The sequence below is a fragment of the Streptomyces sp. HB132 genome (assembly GCF_016909575.1).
In the GTDB taxonomy this organism is placed as follows: Bacteria; Actinomycetota; Actinomycetes; order Streptomycetales; family Streptomycetaceae; genus Streptomyces.
This window is the reverse complement of record NZ_JAFBGA010000002.1, coordinates 679,761-702,633: the sequence shown is the minus strand read 5'-3', so window position 1 is coordinate 702,633 and position 22,873 is coordinate 679,761. Positions and strand designations below refer to the sequence as shown.

General features: G+C 69.3%; 20 protein-coding genes and 4 tRNA genes. 11 read left to right on the top strand and 13 right to left on the bottom strand.

Annotated elements, in window-relative coordinates; genetic code table 11:
* Positions 1 to 176: 176 nt before the first annotated feature.
* Positions 177 to 407 carry a hypothetical protein gene (locus JOC24_RS07470; RefSeq protein ID WP_205019278.1) on the bottom strand — a complete coding sequence of 77 codons (231 nt, stop codon included), beginning with the start codon at positions 405 to 407 and terminating at the stop codon, positions 177 to 179.
* A gap of 94 nt (positions 408 to 501) precedes the next feature.
* Between JOC24_RS07470 and JOC24_RS07465 the strand changes: the two genes are divergently transcribed.
* Together JOC24_RS07465 and xerC are read left to right on the top strand one after the other, a co-directional pair.
* A complete protein-coding gene (locus tag JOC24_RS07465; protein ID WP_239579825.1) occupies positions 502 to 1,182 on the top strand; it encodes a helix-turn-helix domain-containing protein in 681 nt (226 codons plus the stop codon).
* Positions 1,179 to 2,705, top strand: a complete 1,527-nt coding sequence (gene xerC / locus JOC24_RS07460; RefSeq protein ID WP_205019277.1) for a site-specific integrase — start codon at positions 1,179 to 1,181, stop codon at positions 2,703 to 2,705. The genes JOC24_RS07465 and xerC overlap by 4 nt, the downstream gene beginning before the upstream one ends.
* Before the next feature lie 32 nt (positions 2,706 to 2,737).
* On the opposite strand, the gene JOC24_RS33095 is transcribed toward xerC, so the two are convergent.
* From JOC24_RS33095 to JOC24_RS07445, 3 genes are read right to left on the bottom strand one after another with little or no spacing between them, the layout of a single operon-like run.
* Positions 2,738 to 2,971: a site-specific integrase gene (locus tag JOC24_RS33095; protein WP_239579823.1), complete on the bottom strand. Its 234-nt coding sequence runs from the start codon at positions 2,969 to 2,971 to the stop codon at positions 2,738 to 2,740.
* Between the two features lie 56 nt (positions 2,972 to 3,027).
* Positions 3,028 to 3,594: a RipA family octameric membrane protein gene (locus JOC24_RS07450; protein ID WP_239579821.1), complete on the bottom strand. Its 567-nt coding sequence runs from the start codon at positions 3,592 to 3,594 to the stop codon at positions 3,028 to 3,030.
* Entirely contained in the window at positions 3,591 to 5,015 is a 1,425-nt protein-coding gene (locus JOC24_RS07445) for a hypothetical protein (protein WP_205019276.1), read from the bottom strand. The genes JOC24_RS07450 and JOC24_RS07445 overlap by 4 nt, the downstream gene beginning before the upstream one ends.
* Before the next feature lie 167 nt (positions 5,016 to 5,182).
* Here JOC24_RS07445 and JOC24_RS07440 point away from each other — a divergent pair, with 167 nt between their 5' ends.
* The 4 genes from JOC24_RS07440 to JOC24_RS33090 all read left to right on the top strand — a co-directional run bounded on the left by JOC24_RS07440 (position 5,183) and on the right by JOC24_RS33090 (position 8,487).
* Positions 5,183 to 6,592 (top strand): ATP-binding protein, encoded by a 1,410-nt coding sequence (locus JOC24_RS07440; RefSeq protein WP_205019275.1) that lies wholly within the window; start codon positions 5,183 to 5,185, stop codon positions 6,590 to 6,592.
* A 94-nt stretch (positions 6,593 to 6,686) separates the two neighbouring features.
* Complete coding sequence (locus JOC24_RS07435; protein ID WP_205019274.1) at positions 6,687 to 7,520, top strand: hypothetical protein; 834 nt, start codon at positions 6,687 to 6,689, stop codon at positions 7,518 to 7,520.
* Positions 7,521 to 8,088: 568 nt separating this feature from the next.
* Positions 8,089 to 8,220, top strand: coding sequence for a hypothetical protein (locus tag JOC24_RS33775; protein WP_275588345.1), 132 nt, complete (start codon positions 8,089 to 8,091; stop codon positions 8,218 to 8,220).
* Positions 8,221 to 8,238: 18 nt separating this feature from the next.
* Entirely contained in the window at positions 8,239 to 8,487 is a 249-nt protein-coding gene (locus tag JOC24_RS33090; RefSeq protein WP_239579819.1) for a hypothetical protein, read from the top strand.
* Between the two features lie 173 nt (positions 8,488 to 8,660).
* Here JOC24_RS33090 and JOC24_RS07425 read toward each other — a convergent pair.
* From JOC24_RS07425 to JOC24_RS07395, 7 genes are all read right to left on the bottom strand, one after another.
* Positions 8,661 to 8,734: transfer RNA gene (locus JOC24_RS07425), tRNA-Lys, on the bottom strand.
* Positions 8,735 to 8,824: 90 nt separating this feature from the next.
* The gene (locus tag JOC24_RS07420) at positions 8,825 to 10,381 is read right to left on the bottom strand and encodes an amino acid permease (RefSeq protein WP_239579817.1); all 1,557 of its coding nucleotides are present in this window, start codon (positions 10,379 to 10,381) and stop codon (positions 8,825 to 8,827) included.
* A 103-nt stretch (positions 10,382 to 10,484) separates the two neighbouring features.
* A complete protein-coding gene (locus JOC24_RS07415) occupies positions 10,485 to 12,770 on the bottom strand; it encodes a DEAD/DEAH box helicase (protein WP_205019273.1) in 2,286 nt (761 codons plus the stop codon).
* A 239-nt stretch (positions 12,771 to 13,009) separates the two neighbouring features.
* Positions 13,010 to 13,570, bottom strand: a complete 561-nt coding sequence (locus tag JOC24_RS07410; RefSeq protein WP_205019272.1) for a hypothetical protein — start codon at positions 13,568 to 13,570, stop codon at positions 13,010 to 13,012.
* A 136-nt stretch (positions 13,571 to 13,706) separates the two neighbouring features.
* Positions 13,707 to 14,075 carry a fluoride efflux transporter FluC gene (locus JOC24_RS07405; RefSeq protein ID WP_205019271.1) on the bottom strand — a complete coding sequence of 123 codons (369 nt, stop codon included), beginning with the start codon at positions 14,073 to 14,075 and terminating at the stop codon, positions 13,707 to 13,709.
* Entirely contained in the window at positions 14,072 to 14,569 is a 498-nt protein-coding gene (locus tag JOC24_RS07400) for a FluC/FEX family fluoride channel (RefSeq protein ID WP_205019270.1), read from the bottom strand. Before JOC24_RS07400 ends, JOC24_RS07405 begins: the two co-directional genes overlap by 4 nt.
* Positions 14,566 to 14,910: a metallopeptidase family protein gene (locus JOC24_RS07395; protein ID WP_030123167.1), complete on the bottom strand. Its 345-nt coding sequence runs from the start codon at positions 14,908 to 14,910 to the stop codon at positions 14,566 to 14,568. The genes JOC24_RS07400 and JOC24_RS07395 overlap by 4 nt, the downstream gene beginning before the upstream one ends.
* 145 nt (positions 14,911 to 15,055) lie before the next feature.
* Here JOC24_RS07395 and JOC24_RS07390 point away from each other — a divergent pair, with 145 nt between their 5' ends.
* From JOC24_RS07390 to JOC24_RS07375, 4 genes are all read left to right on the top strand, one after another.
* Positions 15,056 to 16,588, top strand: a complete 1,533-nt coding sequence (locus tag JOC24_RS07390) for a metallophosphoesterase family protein (protein WP_205019269.1) — start codon at positions 15,056 to 15,058, stop codon at positions 16,586 to 16,588.
* An 80-nt stretch (positions 16,589 to 16,668) separates the two neighbouring features.
* Positions 16,669 to 16,741 (top strand) — tRNA-Glu (locus JOC24_RS07385).
* Between the two features lie 39 nt (positions 16,742 to 16,780).
* Positions 16,781 to 16,855 (top strand) — tRNA-Asp (locus JOC24_RS07380).
* Positions 16,856 to 16,877: 22 nt separating this feature from the next.
* Positions 16,878 to 16,954 (top strand) — tRNA-Phe (locus JOC24_RS07375).
* Between the two features lie 50 nt (positions 16,955 to 17,004).
* Here the strand turns inward: JOC24_RS07375 and JOC24_RS07370 are convergent.
* Positions 17,005 to 17,832, bottom strand: coding sequence for a cytochrome c biogenesis CcdA family protein (locus tag JOC24_RS07370; protein WP_205019268.1), 828 nt, complete (start codon positions 17,830 to 17,832; stop codon positions 17,005 to 17,007).
* Positions 17,829 to 18,608, bottom strand: a complete 780-nt coding sequence (locus JOC24_RS07365) for a DsbA family protein (protein WP_205019267.1) — start codon at positions 18,606 to 18,608, stop codon at positions 17,829 to 17,831. The genes JOC24_RS07370 and JOC24_RS07365 overlap by 4 nt, the downstream gene beginning before the upstream one ends.
* Positions 18,609 to 18,844: 236 nt before the next feature.
* Between JOC24_RS07365 and hrpA the strand changes: the two genes are divergently transcribed.
* Positions 18,845 to 22,765: an ATP-dependent RNA helicase HrpA gene (hrpA, locus tag JOC24_RS07360; RefSeq protein ID WP_205019266.1), complete on the top strand. Its 3,921-nt coding sequence runs from the start codon at positions 18,845 to 18,847 to the stop codon at positions 22,763 to 22,765.
* Positions 22,766 to 22,873 lie beyond the last annotated feature (108 nt).

The following is a 22,873-nucleotide window of genomic DNA, read 5'->3' as shown; positions in this document are numbered from 1 at the left end:
TCATCGGATCGCTGGGGAGCTATGGGGCCTCCGGCGTTGCACCGCCGGGGGCTCTCCCCCCTTCCCGCAGGCACTGGGGTACCGCGAGGGAACACGGACAGTACGGTCACGCCCGTCCACAGTCCAGCGTCTCTGTGTCAGCTCAGCGCAGAACCCTTTGCTACGCTTCCGGCCTCTCATGCGGCCAGACCCAACAGGATCAGCAGATCCGCGGTCACGACCCGATAGGCATTGCCCAGCCGCAGGACCTTGCACGGGTACGCGCCACGCTTCGCCAGTTCGTACCCCTTGCTCCGCCCGAGCCCCAGGGCACGGTTGCTGGTTTCGAGGTCAACGGCCACGGGCAGGGCAAGCAGGTCCTCACGACTCATCCCCTTCGGCGACCCCTCTGTGCCGTTTTCGCGCATGCGCCATCCCTTTCGGTACAGCCGTCGGCGAACGTGGCCATCACGTCCGGCTCCAGGCGTCTACCAATCAGGATCCACAAGCTAATGTGTCTGTATGACACAACGCCGTGTGGATGATGATGCGGACGACTTCCCGGAGTGGGTGGACCGGGTCCAGGCGAACGTGGCCGGCGAAGTCCGCCGCAGACGAAAGGAGATGGGGTGGAGCGCGCAGGAGCTGGCCGACCGGTGCGAGCAGCTCGGGCACCCGATCCCGCGCAACGTGATCGCCAACATGGAGTCCGGCCGCCGGGCCGGCCTGCCGCTGGTGGACGTCCTGGTGCTGGCCGCTGCCCTGGAGACGTACCCGGCCTGCCTCATCTTCCCGGTCGGCTACGTCGACCAGACCCAGGAACTCCCCTTCGAGCGGCTCGTGCCGACTTGGGACGCCCTGCGACGCTTCACCGGCGAGCAGGAGGTGCTGGGGCACGATGCCGGCCTAGTGCCCGACTTCGAGGCGCACGCCAGCCTCGTAGGGACGGCCCTGGCTGCACTCGACGAAGAAGAGCGGGCCCGCTTCGCGGCCAGGACGGCAACGAGCCGCGCCCAGCAGGAAGAGGCCGAACGCAGGCGGACCGCGTACGCCGACCAAGCCGTCTCGGCCAAGTACAAGCTCCGGTACCTCCGTCGCGAGCTCCGCGAAGACGGAGCCATTCCACCCGATCTCCCGCCCGCACTCCACGACGTCGACCCGCCCGAATGGGTCCCCGATACCACCACGGAGGAACGCCCTTGAAGGGATCCACCCACCGCCGCTGCTACTGCCGAGACGCCGAGACCGGCAAGCCGCTCGGCAAGAAGTGCCCCAAGCTCGCCAGCCGCAAGCATGGCTCCTACTCCATACGCCAGGAGCTCCCGCCCCGAGCCGACGGAACCCGCCGCTCCTTCAACCGCGCCGGCTACGAGACGTTGAAGGCCGCGCAAAGCGATCTGGACCACGTACGGGCCCTCATCGCCATCGCGGACTCGGACGATGATCACGATCTCGACCGGATCGCGGAGTTGCTCGAACAGGTCGCCGATGAGAAGGCTCCCCTGCCCGACATCGAGGACACCCGCAGGCGGTTCAGGGCGGGCTTGGACCTGATCGGACGGCGCACGGTGGGTGAGTGGCTCGATCAGTGGCTTGCTGCGAAGAAGTCACGAAAGACGACACTCAACGGGTACGCCTCTCATATCCGCGTCCACCTGAAGCCCCGCATCGGCCATGTCCGCCTCGACCGTCTCAACGTCGGCCACCTGGTTGAGATGTACGACGGCATAGCCGACGCCAACGAGGTGATCCAGGCGGAGAACCTCGAACGGCGCGAGCAGATCGCCAGGTGCAAGCCCAGCAGGCCGGGCCGTCCCGTCGCAGCCGAGCGGGCACTGCTCGCCGTCGAACGGGCGAAGCTTGCCGAGATGAAGCCGTTCCGGAAGATCACCGGCCCAGCCACGCAACAGAGCATCCGGCGCACACTGCGAGCTGCCCTGAACGCGGCAATAGCCCAGCAGTACATCACCTTCAACCCGGCTTCCCACGTCGAGCTGGAGTCCGGCAAGCGCCCGAAGCCGCTCCTCTGGACTGAGCAGCGGGTGGAGCGCTGGCGCGCCACCGGTGAGCTGCCTTCGCCGGTGATGGTCTGGACACCGTCGCAGCTCGGAACGTTCCTGGACGCAGCCGAATCCGACCGGCTCTATGTGCTCTTCCACCTCGTGGGTACCCGCGGTCTTCGTAGGGGCGAGGCTGTTGGCCAGAACTGGACCGATGTCGACCTGGACGCCGGCCTCATCACGCCGGCCAAGGAGATCGTGGTCGACGGCTGGGATCCGTACGAATCCGCCCCCAAGACGGACGGCAGCGCCGGGACGATCGCCCTGGACAGCGTCAACGTCGCTCTCCTGCGAGAGCACCACAAGGCCATGCTGGAAGCACGGGAGAAGTGGGACACCGCGTGGAAGGAGACCGGCAAGGTCTTCACTCGCGAGGACGGCTCCTGGCTGCACCCGGAGACGGTCTCCGAGACGTTCAGGCGCATCCTCGCCACCACGGATCTGCCGCCCATCACCCTGCGCGATCTACGCCACGTCGCGGCCACCCTCACCCATGGCGGGGGCGGCGACCTGCACACGATCAAGGAGACGCTGCGCCACTCCACGATCACGCTGACCTCGGACACGTACACGAGCCTGCTGCCCGAAGTCGATCGCGCCGCCGCTGAAGCCGCTTCAGCGTTGATTCCTCGGGCACGTATGCCCGTTCGCGAAGAGACCCGATGATCGGGGGCATCAAGGCCACTGAAGTGCCGGATTCACCTGCGGAAGCGGGCGGCGGGGTAGCGCTCGACGACATGCCGGGCGACCGCGTCGACACTGGGACAGGCGTACCGCTCCAGGGACCGTACGGACGCGTGGCGGGAGCGGGCCAGCAACATCGGCGTCGAGGTGCCGTCCTCGGTGTTGTGCGTGAGCGCACTGTGACGAAGTCGGTGAAGCGTCCACACCTGCAGGGATGCGAGCGGCCCGGGATCCTGCCCTGAGGGCACGACGCCAATGACGCGGGGCCGCAACGCTTCCACGGTGCGGCCCCTGGCCTTGGTGCTCAGCGGGAGATCAGAACGGTGAGCCCCATCCCGAGGTGGAGAGCAGCGAACACGACTGGAACCCACTGCTCGATCCGCGTGAGCGGCGTATAGCCGCGGCTCGGCAGCGCGGTGCCCCACTCGGCCGACGAGTAAGCCAAGGCAGGCAGCCGGAGTTCCAGTTCGGCGACGACCGCCCACTTGGCGGAACCGAGCCTGCGGTACGAGCGAGCCTGTGCCCACCACACGACACACTGGCAGAGCGCGGCCACCACGACACATACAACACCGACCGCCGGGGCCTCGCGCACCCCCGAGGCGGCAGCCGCACCGAACAGGGTGAGCAAGAGCCCGTTCACGGTGAGGAAGAACGTGTTCGCCACGTTCCTGCGGGCACTCGCCCGGTCCGCCGACTCCACGTATACCTTGTACTGCTCCAGCACGGCTGTGCGGTAGCGGGACGCCGAATCGTCGGCGAACTCTTCCGCGAGCACCGCGGAGTTCCACAGGGCGGTCCTGAGATCCGTCCGCCGGGAGCGGGGAGCGGGGAGGGCGCCCCCCGCCATGGTGCCGTGCACGGTGGTCATGCCGCCTGCCCCTCGGACATGCCGGTCTCGGACGCAGGCGTCCCTGGCTCCGGGGCCGCAGCGGCGGCTGTCCAGGCGTGTGTGGGAACCTCCCGCAGGCGGACCTCGACCCGCTCCGGGTCACGCGGGGACGGCCCGGCCGAGACCACCTCGACCCGCAGCCGGTCGCCCTTGGCGACCGCGCCTGCGTTGAACCGCTCGCGAAGTTCGGACGTCATCCGAGAGATGTGCAGAAAGGCCGGCTGCCCGATATCGCTCCAGCCGTCCAGGTCAACCAGCACGAAGCCCCGCTCGTTGACCGGTTTGGTCACCGTTCCCTCGCACTGGTCCCCCGGTCGCGGGAGCAGGAGTGGCAGGTGCCGTCCGGCGTTCGCGGGGGCAAGCGCCGTCCGGGGCAGTCCGCCGGCAGTCGGCACCCGGTCGGCGAGAGTCACCTCGATGCGCTGCCCTGCCGGGTCCACACGGTGTACCCGTACGCGTACCTCCGACCCGTGGTCGAGTCCGGCTGCCTCCGCAGCGGCTGTGGAGAGCCTGGACTTCCCGCCATCCTCCAGCTCCACGAAACAGCCACCCCGGTTGATCTGAGTGACCTTGGCCCGTACCAGCGCTCCGCGCTGGTAAGCCATTTCGAACGACGGCCAGGGATTGGTCTTTCCGTGACGCTGCGAGAAACGCGTGCCGTTCTCGTCCGTGACGAAAATTCCACGGACCCTGCTGTGCTCCCGGAACCGCTTCGCCATGTCATCCGGAAGGGTTTCCAGGTAATCCATGTCAGTCCGCCGCATGACTCCTGTGCGCAGTTCGTTCTGCACATCCCGGACATAGATGTGGTCGGCCGCTGTCCACACCACCTCGGCGATGGCCTCCACGTTGCGGACGCCCGTACGGGGGCGCAGGTCCATTTCCGGCGTTCCCTGCTTGCGGGCCTCCTCGATCGCGAGCCGCAGCGCCTCCTGCATGTCCGGCAGCCCGTTCATGTCACAGCGGTATTTGATGGCCCGCACCTGACCGATGATGTTGGTCGGCACTACGGCGCCCTCGTGGTGGATCACCACTGCCTGCTTGTGCAGGCACATTGCCCAGCCCAGCTCCATGGCGACCGATGTGGACGGGAAGGAGAGGTCGATGACCACCACGCCGGCCCGGTCGACGCCGTTCCATGCCGCGGACAGCGGACTCTCCGTCGTTCCCGGGATACGGTCCGCGCGCTCGGGCGTCAGCCCCATCGACCGCACCGTTTCGGCGAAGTACCGTTCGTAGAGCACATCAAAGTCCGCCACCTCATCGTTCGGCAGGGTGCGCTCCCCGTACGGCATGGCGAAGAAGACCAACTCGTCGTCCACGGCCGGCCCGCGAGTCAACATTTCCGTCAGTTCCATTTCGTTCCTTCCTTGAAGTGATCTATTTGTGATGCCCGACATCGGCCCCAGCATCGGGGAGTTGATCCGAAGTCGGCTGTACACCACCTTCCAGGAAGGCGAAGGGAATCAGCGAGGCACTGAATTGCCGTACGCGTTACAAAGTTTTGCAATCCGGTATACGAAGGTTTCCCTCCCTCCGGTGATGCCCGTCGGCGACAATCGTGCGCATGCCTTCAGAGGAAGCGACACTCTCGATACGCGACCGGGTGTTCGGCAAGGGCGCTCTCGTCCCCGGCCATCGACCCGAACTCCACACCACCCAGCACGCGGTCATGATCAGGCGCGCCCTTCACGGCTTCTACCGGCGGATGGCGATCAGCAGGCTCATCGTCGTCCCACTGTGGGCAGGCGCCCTGATCATCGAAGTGCTCACCGGCCCCACCAGCCGGCCGCAGGACAGTACGCGTCTTCTCGGCACCCTGGTTCTCGTGACCGGGGTCCTGTCCACCCTGGGTGCGGTTGCAGCGTGGAGTCACCACCACGAAGGCGTACTGGACTGGATGGACGACCGGCGTGCCCTGCATCGCTTCTCCGGCTATCTGCGACGCACGGCCAGGGACAGGCAGGTGAGCGTGGACGTGCCCGGCTTGACCGAGGGCGCGGGAGTCCTCGCCATGTCCTCACTCACCGCCTGGACGGCGCCGCAGGCCCATCAGACAGTGCCGGTCCTGTGGTCCGTCGCATTCACGCTTCTGCTCCTGTACTTCCCGTTCTCCCAGTACGTCATCGACCCGTCCTGGTATCAGCCCGCGCTTGCCCGACGGGCCGACCACGCCTGGATCCGCTTCCTGCTCCCCCTCGCCCTGGCCGGAACGGGGTTCGCGCTGTACCGGGTGTGTGCACCGGTGTCGGCGCCGGGACCCGACAGTGCGATCGTGATCGCGGGGCTAATGCTCCGTCTCTACGTGGACGTGAGCCTGGTGAACGCGCTGCTGAGTGCGCTTCCAGATGCACTGCGCGATCAACGCAAAGACCTGTCCGACGCGGTGTCAAGCGTGGTGCACAGCAAGATTAAGAACGAGTTGCGCATCCTCGGTACATACCTGGAACTGGACTCCCAATCCCCGGCGGCACAGGCAAGCTGGCACAGCCTGGTACATCAGGTCGAGACCTTGCGCTGCCACCCGTTCCGCGAGGGCGACTCTCTCGACCTCGATGAGATCATCGAAGGCGTCCGGTCGACATCCCGTGCCCTTGCAGCCGACAGCTCGGCAATCGAGCTGTCGGCGCAGAGCGAGGGCACGGAGGGGGCGCCGCTACGCCCCACCGACCTGAATCTGCTAGAGATCATCCTCAGCGACCTGTGCGCCAACAGCGTCCGCGAGGCCAATCGACTCGGCCGATCCGCCTACGGCATCCGGATCTCCATCAGCACGACCCTGGAGGGCCGACGCCGCAGGGTGACCGCGACGGTGGAGGACGACGGAAGCGGCTTCGACGGCACCTCGTCGATGAGCCGGCAGGGGGCCAGCCTCGCCGTGCTGGACCGGAGGCTGAAGCGGCGTGGCGGTGGGATCGAGGTGAGCCGAGTACCCGACGGCGGGGCCCGGGTACGCGCAACCTGGCTCGCTCTATGAGCATCAACTCATCGATGGATACAGCCTTGCTGACGTCTCACCGGACCTCTGAAACACTGGCGTCCCACACATCGCCAGTCGGAGGTAGCTCTCCTTGACCAATACACTTCATCAGCTCGAAGAGAGTAAGCCCGTTCGACACATCTTAATCGCCGATGACCTGGGCACGATCGAGTACAGCATTGAGGGGATGCTTAACAAGCATCCCGCCGTCACGTCAGGACGTCTGACGTTCGAGACCGCTCAGGTGACCAACCCTAACGACATTCCCGCCACCGTCGAGCTGGCGTGGGATATGGGGGTCACATACGACCTGGCGCTCGTCGACCTCGATTTCGGATCCCGCCGGGCCGGCGGTTCCCAGAGCCACGGGCTGACAGCACTGCGGCTACTGGCCGAGGCCACGCCTCACACAACGACGGCGCTCTACACGGCGGACGTCGAAGGAAACCGAGAGCTGATGCTTCGCGCCGCCTTCGAACTCTCCCCCCACAAACCAAGCACCTGGATCAGCAAGTCTTTGGAGCCCCCGAGGCAAGCGGAAGCTATCTGCGACCTCCTGGACGGACGCGATCCGCCTCTCGGTGCGCATCTGCGCCCGTACTACAACCGTCCAGAGCATCTGAAGCTGCATACGGTGTGCGGGACACGGACACAGCTGCGACTCTGGCAGGCCCTTGCCCTGGGACTGGAGAACCGTGTCCAGATTGCCGCACAGGCGGGTGCGAGCCCCAGCACGCTCGATAAGTTCGTGGCCCACGCACGGGCATTCATACTCGACTGCATGCCACCACCCGCGTCTCCGGAGGGCGCGCGGGCGGCCATTCCGGCTGCCCGTTCCGCGAATCTGGCACTGGCCGTGCGCTTCGCCTACACTAACCGCGCATTCTTCGACGATCCGGAGCTGGAGCAGTTCGTCGTTCGCTGACCATCTCTGTTCGTCACGGCGTCGCGTTCAAGCCCTCCAGCCCAGTCACGCCGAGACCGCAGGCCACCAGGCAGGTGCACTTGGAAGGGGCTCTGGCTGACGCGCTAGTGGCGGCCGTCGGTCAAAGCGGCGACAGCGGTGGGCGATGCGGCGGCGGTCGCCTCGCTCAAGTCCCCCCAACCTCTGACCGCTCTCGCCTGTCAGCGGGGCGGGTTGCGCCGGGCTGCGGGATCGCGTTCGGCGACGTGCCGGGCGACCGTGTCCACACCGGGACGGGTGTACCGCTCCGGGAGCGGCCGGAAGCGTGGCGGGAGCGGGCCAGCAGCATCGGGGTGGGGGTACCATCCTCGGCGTCGTGGCTGAACGCGGAGTGCCGCAGCCGGTGCAGCGTCCAGCCGTCCAGGGGCGAGGCCGAATCAACGTGTCTGCTGATCTGCTCGGACGGGTCGCAGCAAAGTCTGCGGAGAGTGGGCGCCTCCAGACACCCATCACTGCTGTCGGACTGATTGCCCCAGAGAAGCGGCTCGGATTCCGGCTGCACCCCCTCCTCGCCGCACTGTGTCAGCGGGTGGGCGACGGGGGCTTCGGCCCTGCGGAGTCCCTGCTGTCGCTCACACCCGCACCTCAGTCCGACGACGAGTCGACGGTGGCGGACAGCTATCTCGATTGCATTCCGCCTGCCGACGCGGACACCTGGTGATCCTGGACCAAGGGCGTCGTGCCGATCCTGGACTGGGGCTGCGCCATGGTCGCCGGGGTCGACTGCCCGAGCCAGGGCGGGACCGTCTTGCTCTTCGAACCGAACGCGATCCACGATCAGGAACTGTCTGGCACCTGGTTCGTAGACGCGGGCTGTCTCGCCGAGTGGCTGGAAGCCTGGCTGGCCGGCACCAGCTGGTACGAAGAGGAGGCCGTCGGCGAAGGCTTGTACATGCCTCTCTGGGCGGACGCCGCCTCGCGCTTGTAGCCGCGGGACCCTGCCTCGTGCTCCCAGATACGCCTTCGTCCGGCCCTGCTTCGGGCCGTCCGCTCACGCATCGCTCACGCAAGAGCCCCGGGACGACGAAGCGCCCCGACCGGATGAAGCCGGTCGAGGCGCTAAGTAGCAGGTCAGAAGGGGTGCCCCTTCCCTGCGATCGGTAGGCCGTGTGGGACTCGAACCCACAACCAACGGATTAAAAGTCCGCTGCTCTGACCAATTGAGCTAACGGCCCCTGATGGATCACCCCCGAGCATAGCTTCCCCGGGCCCGGCAGCCGATCGGGTATCGGGTGCCGGGCCCTGTCGTGCCCGGGAGCGCCCGGTCAGTCGGAGGATTCGGCCGTGTTCGTGCGCTTGTGATCCGGGTCGGCCGGCTTGAGGAACCAGTGGCGGGCCGAGACCAGCCACCAGACGGCGGCGAAGCCGAGCACCACCAGGACCGCCAGGGGAGCGTAGTTGAAGCTCTCCCAGGTGATCGGGGACACCTGGGGCAGCATGAACAGCACCGTGATCACCCCGACCCAGGTCACCGCGACGATCCCGATGGGCCGGGACCATCGGCCCAGGTGCCAGGGGCCCCGGACGAAGTCCTCGCCCCGCAGCAGTCTGAGCAGGGTCGGGATGACGTAGGCGATGTACAGGCCGATCACCGCGATGGACGTGACGGCGGCGTACGCGGTGACGTTGATCAGGTACGGGAGGCCGAGGGCCAGTGCGCCGAGCGCGGCCAGCCAGACCGCCGCGACAGGGGTGCGGGTGCGGGGGCTGACCGTGTGCCAGACGCGCGAGAAGGGCAGCGCCCCGTCGCGCGAGAAGGCGTAGATCATGCGGCTGTTCGCGGTCACCGACGCCATCCCGCAGAACAACTGCGCGCCGATCACGACGAGCAGCAGGAGCTTGCCCGTGGTGGCGCCCAGCGCGTCCAGGAGGATCTGGGCGGGCGGTGCTCCCGTCGGGGAGTTCAGGGCGCCGTCGTAGGACTGGATGGCGAAGGTGAAGCCCAGCAGGAGCACGAAGCCGGCGATCCAGGACGTCCAGATGGACTGCACGATGCCACGCGGGCCCGCCACGGCCGCGTCGTGGGTCTCCTCCGTCATGTGGGCGGAGGCGTCGTACCCGGTGAAGGTGTACTGCGCCATCAGCAGGCCGATCATCACGACGTAGAAGCCGCTTCCCCAGCCGGTGTTGTTGACGAACTCGGTGAAGACGTACGACGCCGACTGGTGCGAGTCGGGCACGAAGGTGAGCGCGCCCACGATGACGGCGACCCCGACCACGTGCCACCACACGCTGACGTTGTTGAGGACGGCGACGATTCCCACGCCGAAGGTGTTCAGGAGGCCGTGCAGGACCAGGATCGCGGCGAAGAGCAGGATCGTACGGCCGGGTGTGACCTCGAAGCCGAACTGGAGGTTCAGGTAGGCCCCGAGGAAGGACGCCGCCCCGAAGTCGATGCCGGCGGTGACGGCCACCTGGCCCAGCACGTTGAACCAGCCGGCGAACCAGGCCCACGCCGCGGCCGAGCGTGGCGGAGCGAGCCGGTGGGCCCAGAAGTACAGACCCGCGGACGTCGGGTACGCCGAACAGATCTCGGCCATCGCCAGCCCGACGAACAGCGTCATCAGCCCGACGCCGACCCAACCCCACGTGATGACGGCGGGTCCGCCGGTGTTCATGCCGAACAGATACAGCGTCAGGCAGCCGGAGAGCACCGAGATGATCGTGAACGAGACGGCGTAGTTGGAGAAGGCGGACATCCGGCGGGCGAGCACCTGGGTGTATCCGAGTTCGGCCAGCCGTTCCTCGTCGGAGGACGCGGCCGGAGGTGCCTCGAGGGCGTCGGGTGGCGGCTCGGCGGCCACCGCTTCGTCGTTTGTCATGCCCCCAGCGATGCCCTCGCAGGGTCGCCGGAAACGCCTCGGGGCCCGCACGACACCGAAGTGTCGTGCGGGCCCCGAGGAGCGTTCAGTCGGTCAGCCGGACTCAGCCGTTGCGCTTCCAGCGCGGCTTGTCGTCACGGCGGCCGAAGGTGCCGGTGCCGGTACCCGTGCCGGTGCCACCGCGGTGGTCGTCGCGGCGGCCGGTCGGGCGGTCGCCGCCACCGGAGCGGAAGCCACCCGAGGGGCGGTCGTCACGACGGTCGCGGTTGAACGGGCGATCGCTGCCGCCGGAGCGGAAGCCGCCCGAGGGGCGGTCGTCACGACGCTCGCGGTTGAACGACGGACGGTCGTTGTCACGACGCTCGAACGAACGGCCACCACGGTCGCCGCCGCGGTCGTCACGACGCTCGCCACCGGAACGGAAGCCACCGGACGGACGGTCGTCACGACGCTCGCCGCCGGAGCGGAAGCCGCCCGAGGGGCGGTCGTCACGACGCTCGCGGTTGAACGACGGACGGTCGTTGTCACGACGCTCGAACGAACGGCCACCACGGTCGCCGCCGCGGTCGTCACGACGCTCGCCACCGGAACGGAAGCCACCGGACGGACGGTCGCTGCTGCCGCGGAACGACGGACGGTCGTTGCTGCCGCGGTAACCGCTGCCGCCGGCGGGGCGTCCACTGCGCTCGCCGGTACGGTCGTTGCCGCCGCGGTAACCGCCACGGTCGTTGCCACCGCGGTCGTCACGGCGGCTGAAGTTGCCCCGGTCGTCGCGACGGTCGTCACGCGCGGCCGGCTGCTCGGGTACGGACACGGCTGCGACGAGCGCGGCCTCGGCCTCGGCGGCCACCTCGGCCACCGCCGCCTCCGGGTCGTCGCCCCGCTCGCGGGCGGCACGGGCGACCAGGCGGTCGGCCTCCTCGCGCAGCTCGACGGCACGGCGCTGGACGCGCTCCAGCTGCTTGGTGAGGTCGGCGGCCTCGCGCTCGGCCTGCTTGGCCGCGTTGTTCGCGGAGTCGGCCTGGACCTCGGTCAGCGACCGCGCTCCGGTGATCTCGGCGACCTCGGGCTCGAAGACGCCGGCGCCCTGGACGATGTGACGCGAGGCGTCGACGCCCGCGTCCTCCATGAGGCGGAAGATCTGGCGACGCTGGTGCGGAAGCGCCAGCGACACGACGACACCGGACTTGCCGGCACGGGCGGTACGGCCCGAGCGGTGCAGGTAGTCCTTGTGGTCGCCGGCCGGGTCCACGTTGAGGACGAGGTCGATGCCGTCGACGTGGATGCCGCGGGCGGCGACGTCGGTGGCGACGAGGGCGTTGACGTAGCCCTTCTTGAAGTCCTCGAGGACGCGGGTACGGGCGCCCTGCGTCATGCCGCCGTGCAGCGCGTCGGCCTTCACACCGGACTCGATGAGCTGCTCGGCGATGCGGTCGGCGCCCAGCTGGGTGCGGACGAAGATGATCGTGCGGCCCTTGCGGGCGGCGATCGCGGCCGTGACCGGCGCCTTGTCCTTCGGCTTCACGACGAGGACGTGGTGCGACATGGTCGAGACGTTGCCCTGGGCGCTGTCGACCTCGTGGGTGACCGGGTTGCTCAGGTAGCGCTTGACGAGCGTGCCGATCTCGTTCTCCATCGTGGCGGAGAAGAGCATGCGCTGGCCGCCACCGGGGATCTGGTCGAGCAGCTCGGTGACCTCGGGCAGGAAGCCCAGGTCCGACATCTGGTCGGCCTCGTCGAGGACCGCGACCTGGACGTTGGCCAGGGAGCAGGCGCCACGGTTGATGATGTCGCGCAGCCGGCCCGGGGTGGCGACGAGGACGTCGACACCGCGCTCCAGCGCGTAGATCTGGTTGCCCATCGACGTACCGCCGCAGACGACCTTCATCTTCAGGCCGAGCACGTCGCCGTAGGGCTGCAGTGCGTCCGCGACCTGCATCGCGAGCTCACGGGTAGGCGTGAGGATGATCGCGCGGGGCTTCTTCTTCTCGGTGTGCCCACCGGCCAGCGCGGCCAGGGTCGGCAGACCGAAGGAGAGCGTCTTGCCCGAGCCGGTGCGGCCACGGCCGAGGATGTCCTTGCCGGCCAGGGCGTCCGGGATGGTCGCGGCCTGGATCGGGAAGGGGGCCGTCACACCGTTCTGCGCGAGCTTGCGGACGATGCCCTCGGGCAGCCCGAGCGACGCGAACGTGATGCCGGGCTCGGCGTCCTCGGCGGCCTCCTCGGAGAGGGTTTCCTCGGCGACCTCCGCGACGGAGATCTCCTCGACGGGGCTCTCGGCGACCGCGGGCTCCGCGGCGGGGGTCTCGTCGGCTGCCTCGGGAGCCTGGGCCACCACGGCCTCGGCGGCCTGCACGACCTCGATGTTCTCGACGTCGTTCTCGGGCATGACGGTGTGGTCAGAACTGGAAATTGACATGCGAAATGCGAAACCTTCCGGAGTCTCGGCACGCGCCCGTAACTCCGTGTTTTCGCAATTTCGACCGCCTCAATGCGGTCCAGCCACGGCAAGGGAGAGTACGCGCCACACGGCGCTCTTCTGTGTCGGCGCCGGGCATAGGATCAAACGATCTACTACCATACGCACCCTCCCCCCATTCGTGCAAACCGGGGTCGCCGCGAACCGGCTCACACCGGCGCGACCTGCGGTGACACCCGGGGAGTGGGCCGCTTCCCGGCGCGCTCCGGGACCCCCGTCGCGTGCGTGCGCAACTGGGCCGCGGGCGACGCGGAGGGCGGATCCGACGGCGGCGAGGGCTCCGGATCGGGCGAGGGCGGGGGCTCCTCGGGGGTGACCGGCGGAGCCGGCGGCTCACCCGGGCCGGGGGCACTGGGCTCCGCGGTCGGCAGCGGGCCGCCCCGGGTCGGTTCCGGGCTGCCGGGGCCGCCGGGCACCGGCCGGGCGTCCTCGGGACCCGCCGAGTGGGCGCGGCCGGAGGACTTGGCGTCCGGCTCACGGGAGGCACCCCGGTCGGTCTGCGTCTCGGCACGGCCACCGCCGCCGGAGCCTGACCCGCCGGTACCGGACACGGTGCCGCCGTCCGGCATGACCGACGCGCCCTTCCGGTCGGCGGACCTCGAGGGTGAAGGCTTCCCGGCGTCGTCCCCGACGCTCACACAGCCTGTGGACGCGGCGATCGTCAGCGCGGTGACGGCTGCCCAGCGGACGCGGGCGGACAACTGGCGCACGGGGTGGCACCTCCGGGGAGGGGAGAGACAGCGGGACGGGAGAGCGATGTGTCCAACTCCCCTGCCCCCGCCGGGGACACGCCCGGACACAACACCCGCACAGGCACCGCCGGGCGGGACGCCACCGCACGGAACCTCAGAAGCCCCCCGCCAGTTCCGCCCCCAGGAACACCGCCCCGAGCCCCACCAGCAGGGACGCCAGCGCATTGGCCCCCGCCAGGAAGCCCCGGCCCGCCTCGGCCAGCCGCAGGGTCTCGTACGAGAACGTCGAGTACGTCGTCAGCGCCCCGCACAGGCCCGTACCGAGGAGGGCGTGGACGGGGGAGGACACCATGGCCCCTGTGAGCACCCCGAGCAGCAGGCTGCCCGCCGCGTTGACCGTGAAGGTCCCCCACGGGAAGACGTACGGCAGCCCCGCGCCGTGCCGGGCCTGCACCGCACGGTCCGTCAGATAGCGCAGCGGCGCCCCGACGGCGCCCCCGAGCGCGACCAGCAGCCAGGTCACGACGTCCGCCCCCGCCCGTCCAGCAGGGCCCGGGTGGACGCGGCCGCCGCCCACACGGCGCCGAGCGCCGCGACGGCCGTCGCGGCCGCGTAGGCCACGGCCGTCGCCACCTCCTGACGCACCAGCAGCTTCGACACGTCGGCGGCGTACGTCGAGAACGTGGTGAACCCGCCGAGCACCCCGACCCCCAGGAACGGCCGCACCAGCGGATGCGCGGCCCCGTCCCGTTCCGCGAGCAGCACCATCAGCACCCCGATCAGGGCACAGCCCGTCACGTTGACCCCGAAGACGGACCAGGGGAAGGCCCCGTCGGCGACCGGCCAGGCCAGGGACGCCGCGTAACGCGCCGTGGCCCCCAGGGCGCCGCCCGCCGCGATCACCCCCAGGACCCGCCACCGGCCTGAGCCCGCGGTCTCGGCGCGCTGCGCCGGTACGGAGAGATCGACGTCCGGGTCGACTGCGGGCCGGGCCGGCCAGGGCTCCTGGGTGCTCACCCGTACCCCAGCTCGTGCAGCCGCTCGTCGTCGATGCCGAAGTGGTGGGCGATCTCGTGGACCACGGTGATCTCCGTCTCGGCGACCACGTCCTCCCGGGTCTCGCACATCCGGAGCGTCGGCCCCCGGTAGATGGTGATCCGGTCCGGCAGCACCCCCGCGTACCACTCGCCGCGCTCGGTGAGCGGTGTGCCCTCGTAGAGGCCCAGCAGCTCCCTGTCCTCCGGATCCTCGGGTTCCTCCTCCACGAACACCGCGACGTTGTCCATCAGCCGCATCAGCTCCGGCGGGACCCGGTCAAGGGCCAGGCTCACCAGCTCTTCGAACTCCTCGCGCGTCATCTCCAGCACACGGCCATTGTCACGTACCGGGAAGAGCGACGTGTGGGGAGCGTGCACCCGGGCGCAGTCCCCGGGGCCACCCGCCCGGCCCACACGTCCGCGACCCGCCCGCATGCCCGGCACCCGATCGGGGCATACGGGCCCAATGGCACGCCCGTTCCACGCCGCAGCAGCCCGTGTCCGCCGCCTCCGCTCCCGCTCCAGCGCCACCGCCCCCACCGGCGGGCTCACCCCCGCCACGCACCCCTGGAAGCGCGCGCTCGGCCTGCTCGCCGTGGTCGTACTGGGCGCCTGGCTCGGCCTGCTGGTCGTCGGCAGCGTGCGTACGCCGGTGGGGCCCGTGGACACCACCATGACCCTGCGGCCGTCGGTGAGCGGCGGCACCAAGATCAACGTGTCGCCGCTCGGAGCGCTGGAGCTGGACTCCCACCGCGCACCGGTCCGCCTGGACGTGGACGTGGACCAACTGGACCCGGAGCGCTCGCAGGCCCTGGTCAAGCACCCCGAGCGCCTCTCCGGTCTGCAGGACGAGGTGACCGACGACGTCGCCTCCGGCACCCGGGAGCTCGCCGTCCGTTCCTGCGTGGCCGTGGTGTCCGGCGCCACCGCGCTCGGCCTCGTCGTCTACCGGCGCCCGCGCCGCGCCCTGGCCGCCGGGGGCCTCGCCCTGGCACTGCTGGCCGCCTCGGGCGTCAGCGCGTACGCGACGTGGAACCCGAAGTCCGTCCTGGAGCCGAAATTCTCCGGGCTGCTCTCCAGCGCCCCGTCGGTCGTCGGCGACGCCCGCTCGATCGTCACCGAGTTCGACGTCTACCAGCAGGAACTGGCCCGGCTCGTCACCAACGTGACCAAGCTGTACGACGCCACGTCCACGCTGCCCGTGTACCAGCCGGACCCGGGGACCATCCGGGTCCTGCACGTCTCGGACATCCATCTCAACCCCGCCGCCTGGCACATCATCAGCTCGCTGGTCGAGCAGTACGAGATCGACGTGATCATCGACTCGGGCGACACGATGGACCACGGCACCGCCGCGGAGAACGGATTCCTGGACCCCGTCCGTGATCTCGGGGCGCCGTACGTGTGGGTCAGGGGCAACCACGACTCGAAGCAGACCCAGGCCCATCTGGAGAAGACGAAGAACGTGCACGTCCTCGACGAGGGCGACGCGGTGGACGTGGCCGGGCTGAGGATCGCCGGCACCGGGGACCCCCAGTTCACCCCGGACCGCTCGCGCCCCACCGGCGGCAAGGCCTCCGAACAGCTCGCGGGGATGCGCCTCGCCTCGGCACTGCGCGACCAGGAGCGGGCGGGGACCCCGGTGGACATCGCGGTGGCGCACGACCCGGACGCGGCACGGAAGACCGACGGAACGGTTCCGCTGGTCCTGGCGGGTCATGTGCACCACCGGGTGAACGAACTGCTGCCGTTGGGTACGCGGCTGAAGGTCGAGGGCTCCACGGGCGGCGGCGGACTGCGCGCCGTGCAGAACCAGAAGCCCGAGAAGGTGCGCGCCTCGGTCCTGTACCTGGACCGACCCACCCAACATCTGCAGGCCTGGGACGAGATCACCCTCGGCGGTCTCGGCCTCACGACGGCCGAGGTCGGCCGCCACCTCCCGGAGGAGAACCTGAAGACCACGTCCCCCTCCCCGAGCGTCTCGACGACCTCCCCGTAAACCGTTTTGGCGATACCTCCCCGCATCCCATATGCTTCTCACGTCCCCGACGCGCTGGAAAGCGCGCAGGTGGGCCCTTAGCCCTCATCGTCTAGTGGCCCAGGACGCCGCCCTTTCAAGGCGGTAGCACGGGTTCGAATCCCGTTGGGGGCACGCTTTACCGTGTGCGAGACTTGTCTCGCACACTAGCTAGGTCCTGTGGAGCAGTTTGGAGTGCTCGCCACCCTGTCAAGGTGGAGGCCGCGGGTTCAAATCCCGTCAGGACCGCTGCAGCCCGTACGAGCTGCGTGGCTGGGTAGCTCAGTTGGTACGAGCGATCGCCTGAAAAGCGATAGGTCGCCGGTTCGATCCCGGCCCCAGCCACCACCCGAAAGCCCCGTCCCCCGGACGGGGCTTTCGCCGTTGAGGCCCCACCGTCAGCGGTCACGCCGGCGCCGCACCGCCTGCACGGCCGGCCCGAGCAGCGCCACCGCCACCAGCACTGTCAGAGCCGCCGAGTCCGGCACCCGTTCGCCGAGCCGCCGGGCCCACTGCTCGACGGCGAACGAGTCGTCCACGTCCAGGAGTCCGGGCAGCGCGGTCGCCCCGTCGTACACCAGGAAGAGCGCGCCCAACGCGATGAAGAAGAGGCCGGAGAGCAGCGAGGTGCTGTGCAGCTCGAAGCGGCCGGCGCGCAGCGGCCTGCCGCGCAGCCAGGCCCGGTGGCCGAGGTCGAAGCGTTCCCAGAGCAGGGCGAGGACGAACAGCGGGACGGCCATGCCCAGCGCGTAGACGGCCAGCAGCAGTCCGCCGTAGACGGGGCTGCCGCTGACGGCGGCCACCGTGAGGACGCTGCCGAGGATCGGGCCGGCGCAGAAGCCCGCCAGCCCGTAGACCGCGCCGAGGGCGTAGACGGAGAGGGCGGTCGTGGGCCGGATGCGGCCGCTGAGGGCGGCGATCCGGCGGGAGGCGAAGCCGAGGCCCACGATCTGCGCGAGGCCGAGCCCGATGATCAGCCAGCCCGCACCGAGGACGAGCGCGTCACGGTGCCCGTGGAAGAGCCGGCCCGCGTAGGAACCCGCGGCTCCGAGCGGGACGAGGGTCGTGGCGAGACCGGCGTAGAAGATGCCCGTGCGCGCAAGGAGCCGTGAGGTCGAGTCGACCGAGTACGCGAAGAAGGCAGGGAGCAGCAGGGCGCTGCACGGGCTGACGAGGGCCAGCAGCCCACCGAGCAGAGCCGCGAAGTAGCCGATGTCCGGGGTCACTCGGCGGGTTTCCCGGCGCTTCCGACATTCGCTTCCTCCGCCGCCGCGTCCTCGATGGCCTGGGTGAACACGGCCATGGGCTGGGCTCCGGCCAGGGGGCGGCCGTTGATGAGGAAGGACGGGGTGGAGGTCGCCCCGATCCCGTATGCCTGTTCCCGGTCCTCGCGGACCGCTTCGCTCGCCGCAGCGCTCTCCGTGTCCCGCGCGAAGCGGTCGAGGTCCTTCACGCCGGCCTGCCGGGCGAGGGCCCTGAGGCGGTCCTTGCCGAAGCCCTTCTCCTTGGCGTCCTTCGCGTAGGCGGCCCGGTGGAAGGGCCAGAAGCGGTCCTGCCGTCCCGCCGCCCAGGAGGCGCGGGCGGCTGCCTCGGACGTCTCGCCGAAGATCGGGAAGTTGCGCCACTCGATGCGCAGGGTGCCGTCGTCGACGTACCTCCTGATCAGTTCGGGTTCGGTGTCCCGGGCGAACTTCCCGCAGTACCCGCACTGGAAGTCGGCGTATTCGATGAGGACGACGGGGGCGTCGGTGCGGCCCTGCGCCAGCTTGTCGCCGGCGTCACGACGGGCGAGTTCCGCCAGCTCCCTGTAGACGTCGGAGTCCGCTCCGGCGGTCGTGGCGGAGGCCGGTGTGTCGGAGGCGGGCCCGTCCGGGGCGGTCGCCCGGTAGGACACGAATCCGAGCAGCCCGGCGGCGAGGACGACGACGAGGCCGAGAAGCGCCGGCTTCTTCGCGGAGGACGGCTTCTTCGCGGACGGCGACGGGCGAGGGGGCGGGGGCATTCGGCGCTCCGTGCGAGTGCGGGGGGGGGGGAACGAGCGGGATCCGCGGGAGTACGAGTGGGATCCGCCGTGTGCGGACAACGGGTCATCAGTTGCCCGGAATGGTACGTGCTGTGACCGCCCGCCCCCGCTCCGTCACCGGGTCGGTCGCGCAGGCCCCTCGGGAGCGGGTGTGACACGGCCCGGACGAAATACGTTCGCCACTCCTCACGCCCGGGTGAGATCCTGGGGTCCGTATGTCTACTTCCTTCGCCGATCTCCAGTCCCAGCTCGGGCAGCTCTCGCTCCGCGACGCGCACCGGCTCGGCCGTCGCCTCGAGGGTGCCCGCCGCATCCGCAAGCCCGAGGCCCGCCAGTCCGTGCTGGACGAGATCTCCGCCGAGGCCGGAAAGGCATCCGATCGGCTCGCGGGACGCGCCGCGCGGATGCCCGCCCTCTCGTACCCGGAGCAGCTTCCGGTCAGCCAGAAGAAGGACGAGATCCTGGAGGCGATACGCGACCACCAGGTCGTGATCGTCGCCGGTGAGACCGGCTCGGGCAAGACCACGCAGATCCCGAAGATCTGCATGGAGCTGGGTCGTGGCGTCCGGGGCATGATCGGGCACACCCAGCCCCGCCGGATCGCGGCCCGCACCGTCGCCGAACGCGTCGCGGACGAGCTGAAGACCCCGCTCGGCGAAGCGGTCGGCTGGAAGGTGCGCTTCACCGACCAGGTGAACCCGGACGCGACCTTCGTGAAGCTGATGACGGACGGCATCCTGCTGGCCGAGATCCAGACGGACCGCGAGCTCCTCGCCTACGACACGATCATCATCGACGAGGCCCACGAGCGGTCGCTGAACATCGATTTCCTGCTGGGCTATCTGGCCAGGCTCCTGCCCAAGCGCCCCGACCTGAAGGTCGTCATCACCTCGGCGACCATCGACCCGGAGCGCTTCGCCCAGCACTTCGGCAAGGCGCCCATCGTGGAGGTCAGCGGGCGTACGTATCCGGTGGAGGTCCGCTACCGCCCACTCCTCGAGGAGGGCGGCGACGACTCCGACCGGGATCAGATCACCGCGATCTGCGACGCGGTGGACGAACTCTCGGGGGAGGCGCCGGGGGACGTCCTGGTCTTCCTCTCCGGGGAGCGGGAGATCCGCGACACCGCGGACGCCCTGAACAAGCGCAACCTCAGACACACCGAGGTCCTCCCCCTCTACGCGCGCCTGTCGCACGCCGAGCAGCACCGGGTTTTCCAGCGCCATACCGGTCGCAGGATCGTCCTGGCGACGAACGTCGCGGAGACCTCGCTGACCGTCCCCGGCATCAAGTACGTGATCGACCCGGGCAACGCCCGCATCTCCCGCTACAGCCACCGCACCAAGGTCCAGCGGCTGCCGATCGAGCGGGTCTCGCAGGCCAGCGCCAACCAGCGCAAGGGCCGCTGCGGCCGTACGTCGGACGGCATCTGCATCCGGCTGTACTCCGAGGACGACTTCCTGACCCGCCCGGAGTTCACCGACCCGGAGATCCTGCGGACCAACCTCGCCTCCGTCATCCTCCAGATGACCGCGGCAGGCCTCGGCGACATCGAGAAGTTCCCCTTCATCGACCCGCCGGACCACCGCAACATCCGCGACGGCGTCCAGCTGCTGCAGGAGCTCGGCGCCCTCGACCCGGCGGAGAAGGACCCGAAGAAGCGCCTCACCCCGCTGGGCCGCAAGCTCTCCCAGCTGCCCGTCGACCCGCGTCTTGCCCGCATGGTCATCGAGGCCGAACGCAACGGCTGCGCCCGCGAGGTCATGGTCATCGCGGCGGCACTCTCCATCCAGGACCCGCGCGAGCGGCCCTCGGAGAAGCAGACGCAGGCCGACCAGAACCACGCCCGCTTCAAGGACGAGACGTCGGACTTCCTGGCGTTCCTGAACCTGTGGCGCTACATCCGTGAGCAGCAGAAGGAGCGCGGCTCCTCCAGCTTCCGCCGGATGTGCAAGCAGGAGTACCTGAACTTCCTGCGGATCCGTGAGTGGCAGGACATCTACGCGCAGCTGCGCAGCGTCGCCAAGCAGATGGGCATCGAGGTCAAGGACACCGATGCTCCCGAGCAGTCGGTGCACACCTCCCTGCTCGCCGGACTCCTGTCGCACATCGGTCTGAAGGACACCGAGAAGAACGAGTACGTGGGCGCCCGCAGCGCGAAGTTCGCGATCTTCCCGGGCTCCGCGCTGTTCAAGAAGCAGCCGCGCTTCGTGATGTCGGCCGAGCTGGTCGAGACCTCCCGCCTGTGGGCGCGGGTCAACGCGAAGGTCGAGCCGGAGTGGATCGAGCCACTCGCCCAGCACCTCCTGAAGCGCACCTACAGCGAGCCGCACTGGGAGAAGGACCAGGCGGCGGTGATGGCGTACGAACGGGTCACGCTCTACGGGGTACCCATCGTCGCCCAGCGCAAGATCAATTTCGGCCGCATCGACCAGGAGGCGTCCCGCGATCTGTTCATCCGCAACGCCCTGGTCGAGGGGGACTGGCGCACTCACCACCAGTTCTTCAACGACAACCGCAAACTGCTCGGCGAGGTCGAGGAGTTGGAGCACCGCGCCCGACGCCGCGACATCCTCGTGGACGACGAGACGCTCTTCGACTTCTACGATCAGCGGATCCCCGAGCACATCGTCTCCGGCGCCCACTTCGACTCCTGGTGGAAGCACAAGCGCCGCGACGAGCCGGACGCGCTCGACTTCGAGCGCTCGATGCTCATCAACGAGAAGGCCGGGGCCGTCACCAAGGACGACTACCCGGACTCCTGGCGGCAGGGGAAGCTCAAATTCCGGGTGACCTACCAGTTCGAGCCCGGAGCCGACGCCGACGGTGTCACCGTCCACATCCCACTCCAGGTGCTCAACCAGGTCACCTCGGAGGGCTTCGACTGGCAGATCCCGGGACTCCGCGAAGAGGTGGTCACCGAGCTCATCCGATCGCTGCCGAAGCCCATCCGCCGGCACTACGTCCCGGCCCCGAACTACGCCACCAAGTTCCTGGACCGGGCCGTCCCGCTCCAGGAGCCGCTGCCGCTGACGCTCGCCCGCGAGCTCCAGCGCATGGTCGGCGTCCCGGTCACGGCGGACGACTTCGACCTGTCGCGGATCCCGGACCATCTGAAGATCACCTTCCGGATCACCGACGAACGGCGCCGCAAGGTCGCGGAGGACAAGGACCTGGAGGCACTGAAGCTCCAACTGCGCCCGAAGGCCCGTCAGGCCCTCTCCAAGGCCGCGGCGGCCACCGCGGGCCCCTCGGGCGAGTCCATCGAGCGTTCGGGTCTCACGGACTGGACGATCGGCGCCCTCGACCGGATCTTCGAGACCCGGAGGGCCGGGCAGCCGGTGAAGGCCTACCCGGCCCTCGTCGACCAGGGCGCGACCGTAGCCGTGCGGCTCTTCGACACGGAGGCCGAACAGCAGCAGGCGATGTGGCGGGGCACCCGGAGGCTGATCCTGCTGAACATCCCGGTGAACCCGGCCAAGTTCGCCTCCGACAAGCTCACCAACCAGCAGAAGCTGGCGCTGTCCCGCAATCCGCACGGCTCCATCCAGGCGCTGTTCGACGACTGCGCGACGGCCGCGGCCGACCGCCTCATCGCCGCGCACGGCGGCCCCGCCTGGGACGAGGCGTCGTTCCGGAAGCTGTACGACAAGGTCCGCGCCGACCTCGTGGACCTCACCGTCCGCACGATCGGCCAGGTGCAGCAGATCCTGGCCGCCTGGCAGGCCTGTGAGCGACGGCTGAAGTCGACGAACAGTCTGGTCCTGATCAACAACGTGACGGACGTACGGGATCACCTGGCCCGCCTCGTGCCGCCGGGGTTCGTCACCGCGACCGGGCTGCGCAGGCTGCCCGACCTGATGCGCTACCTGGTCGCCGAGGACCGCCGGCTCCAGCAGATGCCGACGAACGTCCAGCGCGACACCACGCGCATGGAGAAGGTCCACGAGATGCAGGACGAGTACGCCTGGCTGCTCGAACAACTGCCCCAGGGGCGGCCCGTGCCCCAGGAGGTCCTGGACATCAGCTGGATGATCGAGGAGCTGCGCGTGAGCTACTTCGCGCACGCGCTCGGCACCGCCCAGCCCGTCTCGGACAAGCGGATCGTGAAGGCCATCGACGCCGCCGCTCCCTGAACCCGCCCCGCACGGTGCCGTAATGGCACCCCCACGGTGAGTGAGTTCGACCTGGCACTCGGACCTCCTGTACAGTCTGTCTTCGCAGCAGGCCGCAAGGCAGGCAGC

What these genes read in the sequence shown, in the direction of transcription:
- JOC24_RS07470 (WP_205019278.1), bottom strand. Translation starts at nt 407, where the DNA reads ATGCGCGAAAACGGCACAGAGGGGTCGCCGAAGGGGATGAGTCGTGAG.
- JOC24_RS07465 (WP_239579825.1), top strand. Translation starts at nt 502, where the DNA reads ATGACACAACGCCGTGTGGATGATGATGCGGACGACTTCCCGGAGTGG.
- JOC24_RS07450 (WP_239579821.1), bottom strand. Translation starts at nt 3,594, where the DNA reads ATGACCACCGTGCACGGCACCATGGCGGGGGGCGCCCTCCCCGCTCCC.
- JOC24_RS07445 (WP_205019276.1), bottom strand. Translation starts at nt 5,015, where the DNA reads ATGTCGGGCATCACAAATAGATCACTTCAAGGAAGGAACGAAATGGAA.
- JOC24_RS07440 (WP_205019275.1), top strand. Translation starts at nt 5,183, where the DNA reads ATGCCTTCAGAGGAAGCGACACTCTCGATACGCGACCGGGTGTTCGGC.
- JOC24_RS07420 (WP_239579817.1), bottom strand. Translation starts at nt 10,381, where the DNA reads ATGACAAACGACGAAGCGGTGGCCGCCGAGCCGCCACCCGACGCCCTC.
- JOC24_RS07415 (WP_205019273.1), bottom strand. Translation starts at nt 12,770, where the DNA reads ATGCCCGAGAACGACGTCGAGAACATCGAGGTCGTGCAGGCCGCCGAG.
- JOC24_RS07395 (WP_030123167.1), bottom strand. Translation starts at nt 14,910, where the DNA reads ATGACGCGCGAGGAGTTCGAAGAGCTGGTGAGCCTGGCCCTTGACCGG.
- JOC24_RS07390 (WP_205019269.1), top strand. Translation starts at nt 15,056, where the DNA reads ATGGCACGCCCGTTCCACGCCGCAGCAGCCCGTGTCCGCCGCCTCCGC.
- JOC24_RS07365 (WP_205019267.1), bottom strand. Translation starts at nt 18,608, where the DNA reads ATGCCCCCGCCCCCTCGCCCGTCGCCGTCCGCGAAGAAGCCGTCCTCC.
- hrpA (WP_205019266.1), top strand. Translation starts at nt 18,845, where the DNA reads ATGTCTACTTCCTTCGCCGATCTCCAGTCCCAGCTCGGGCAGCTCTCG.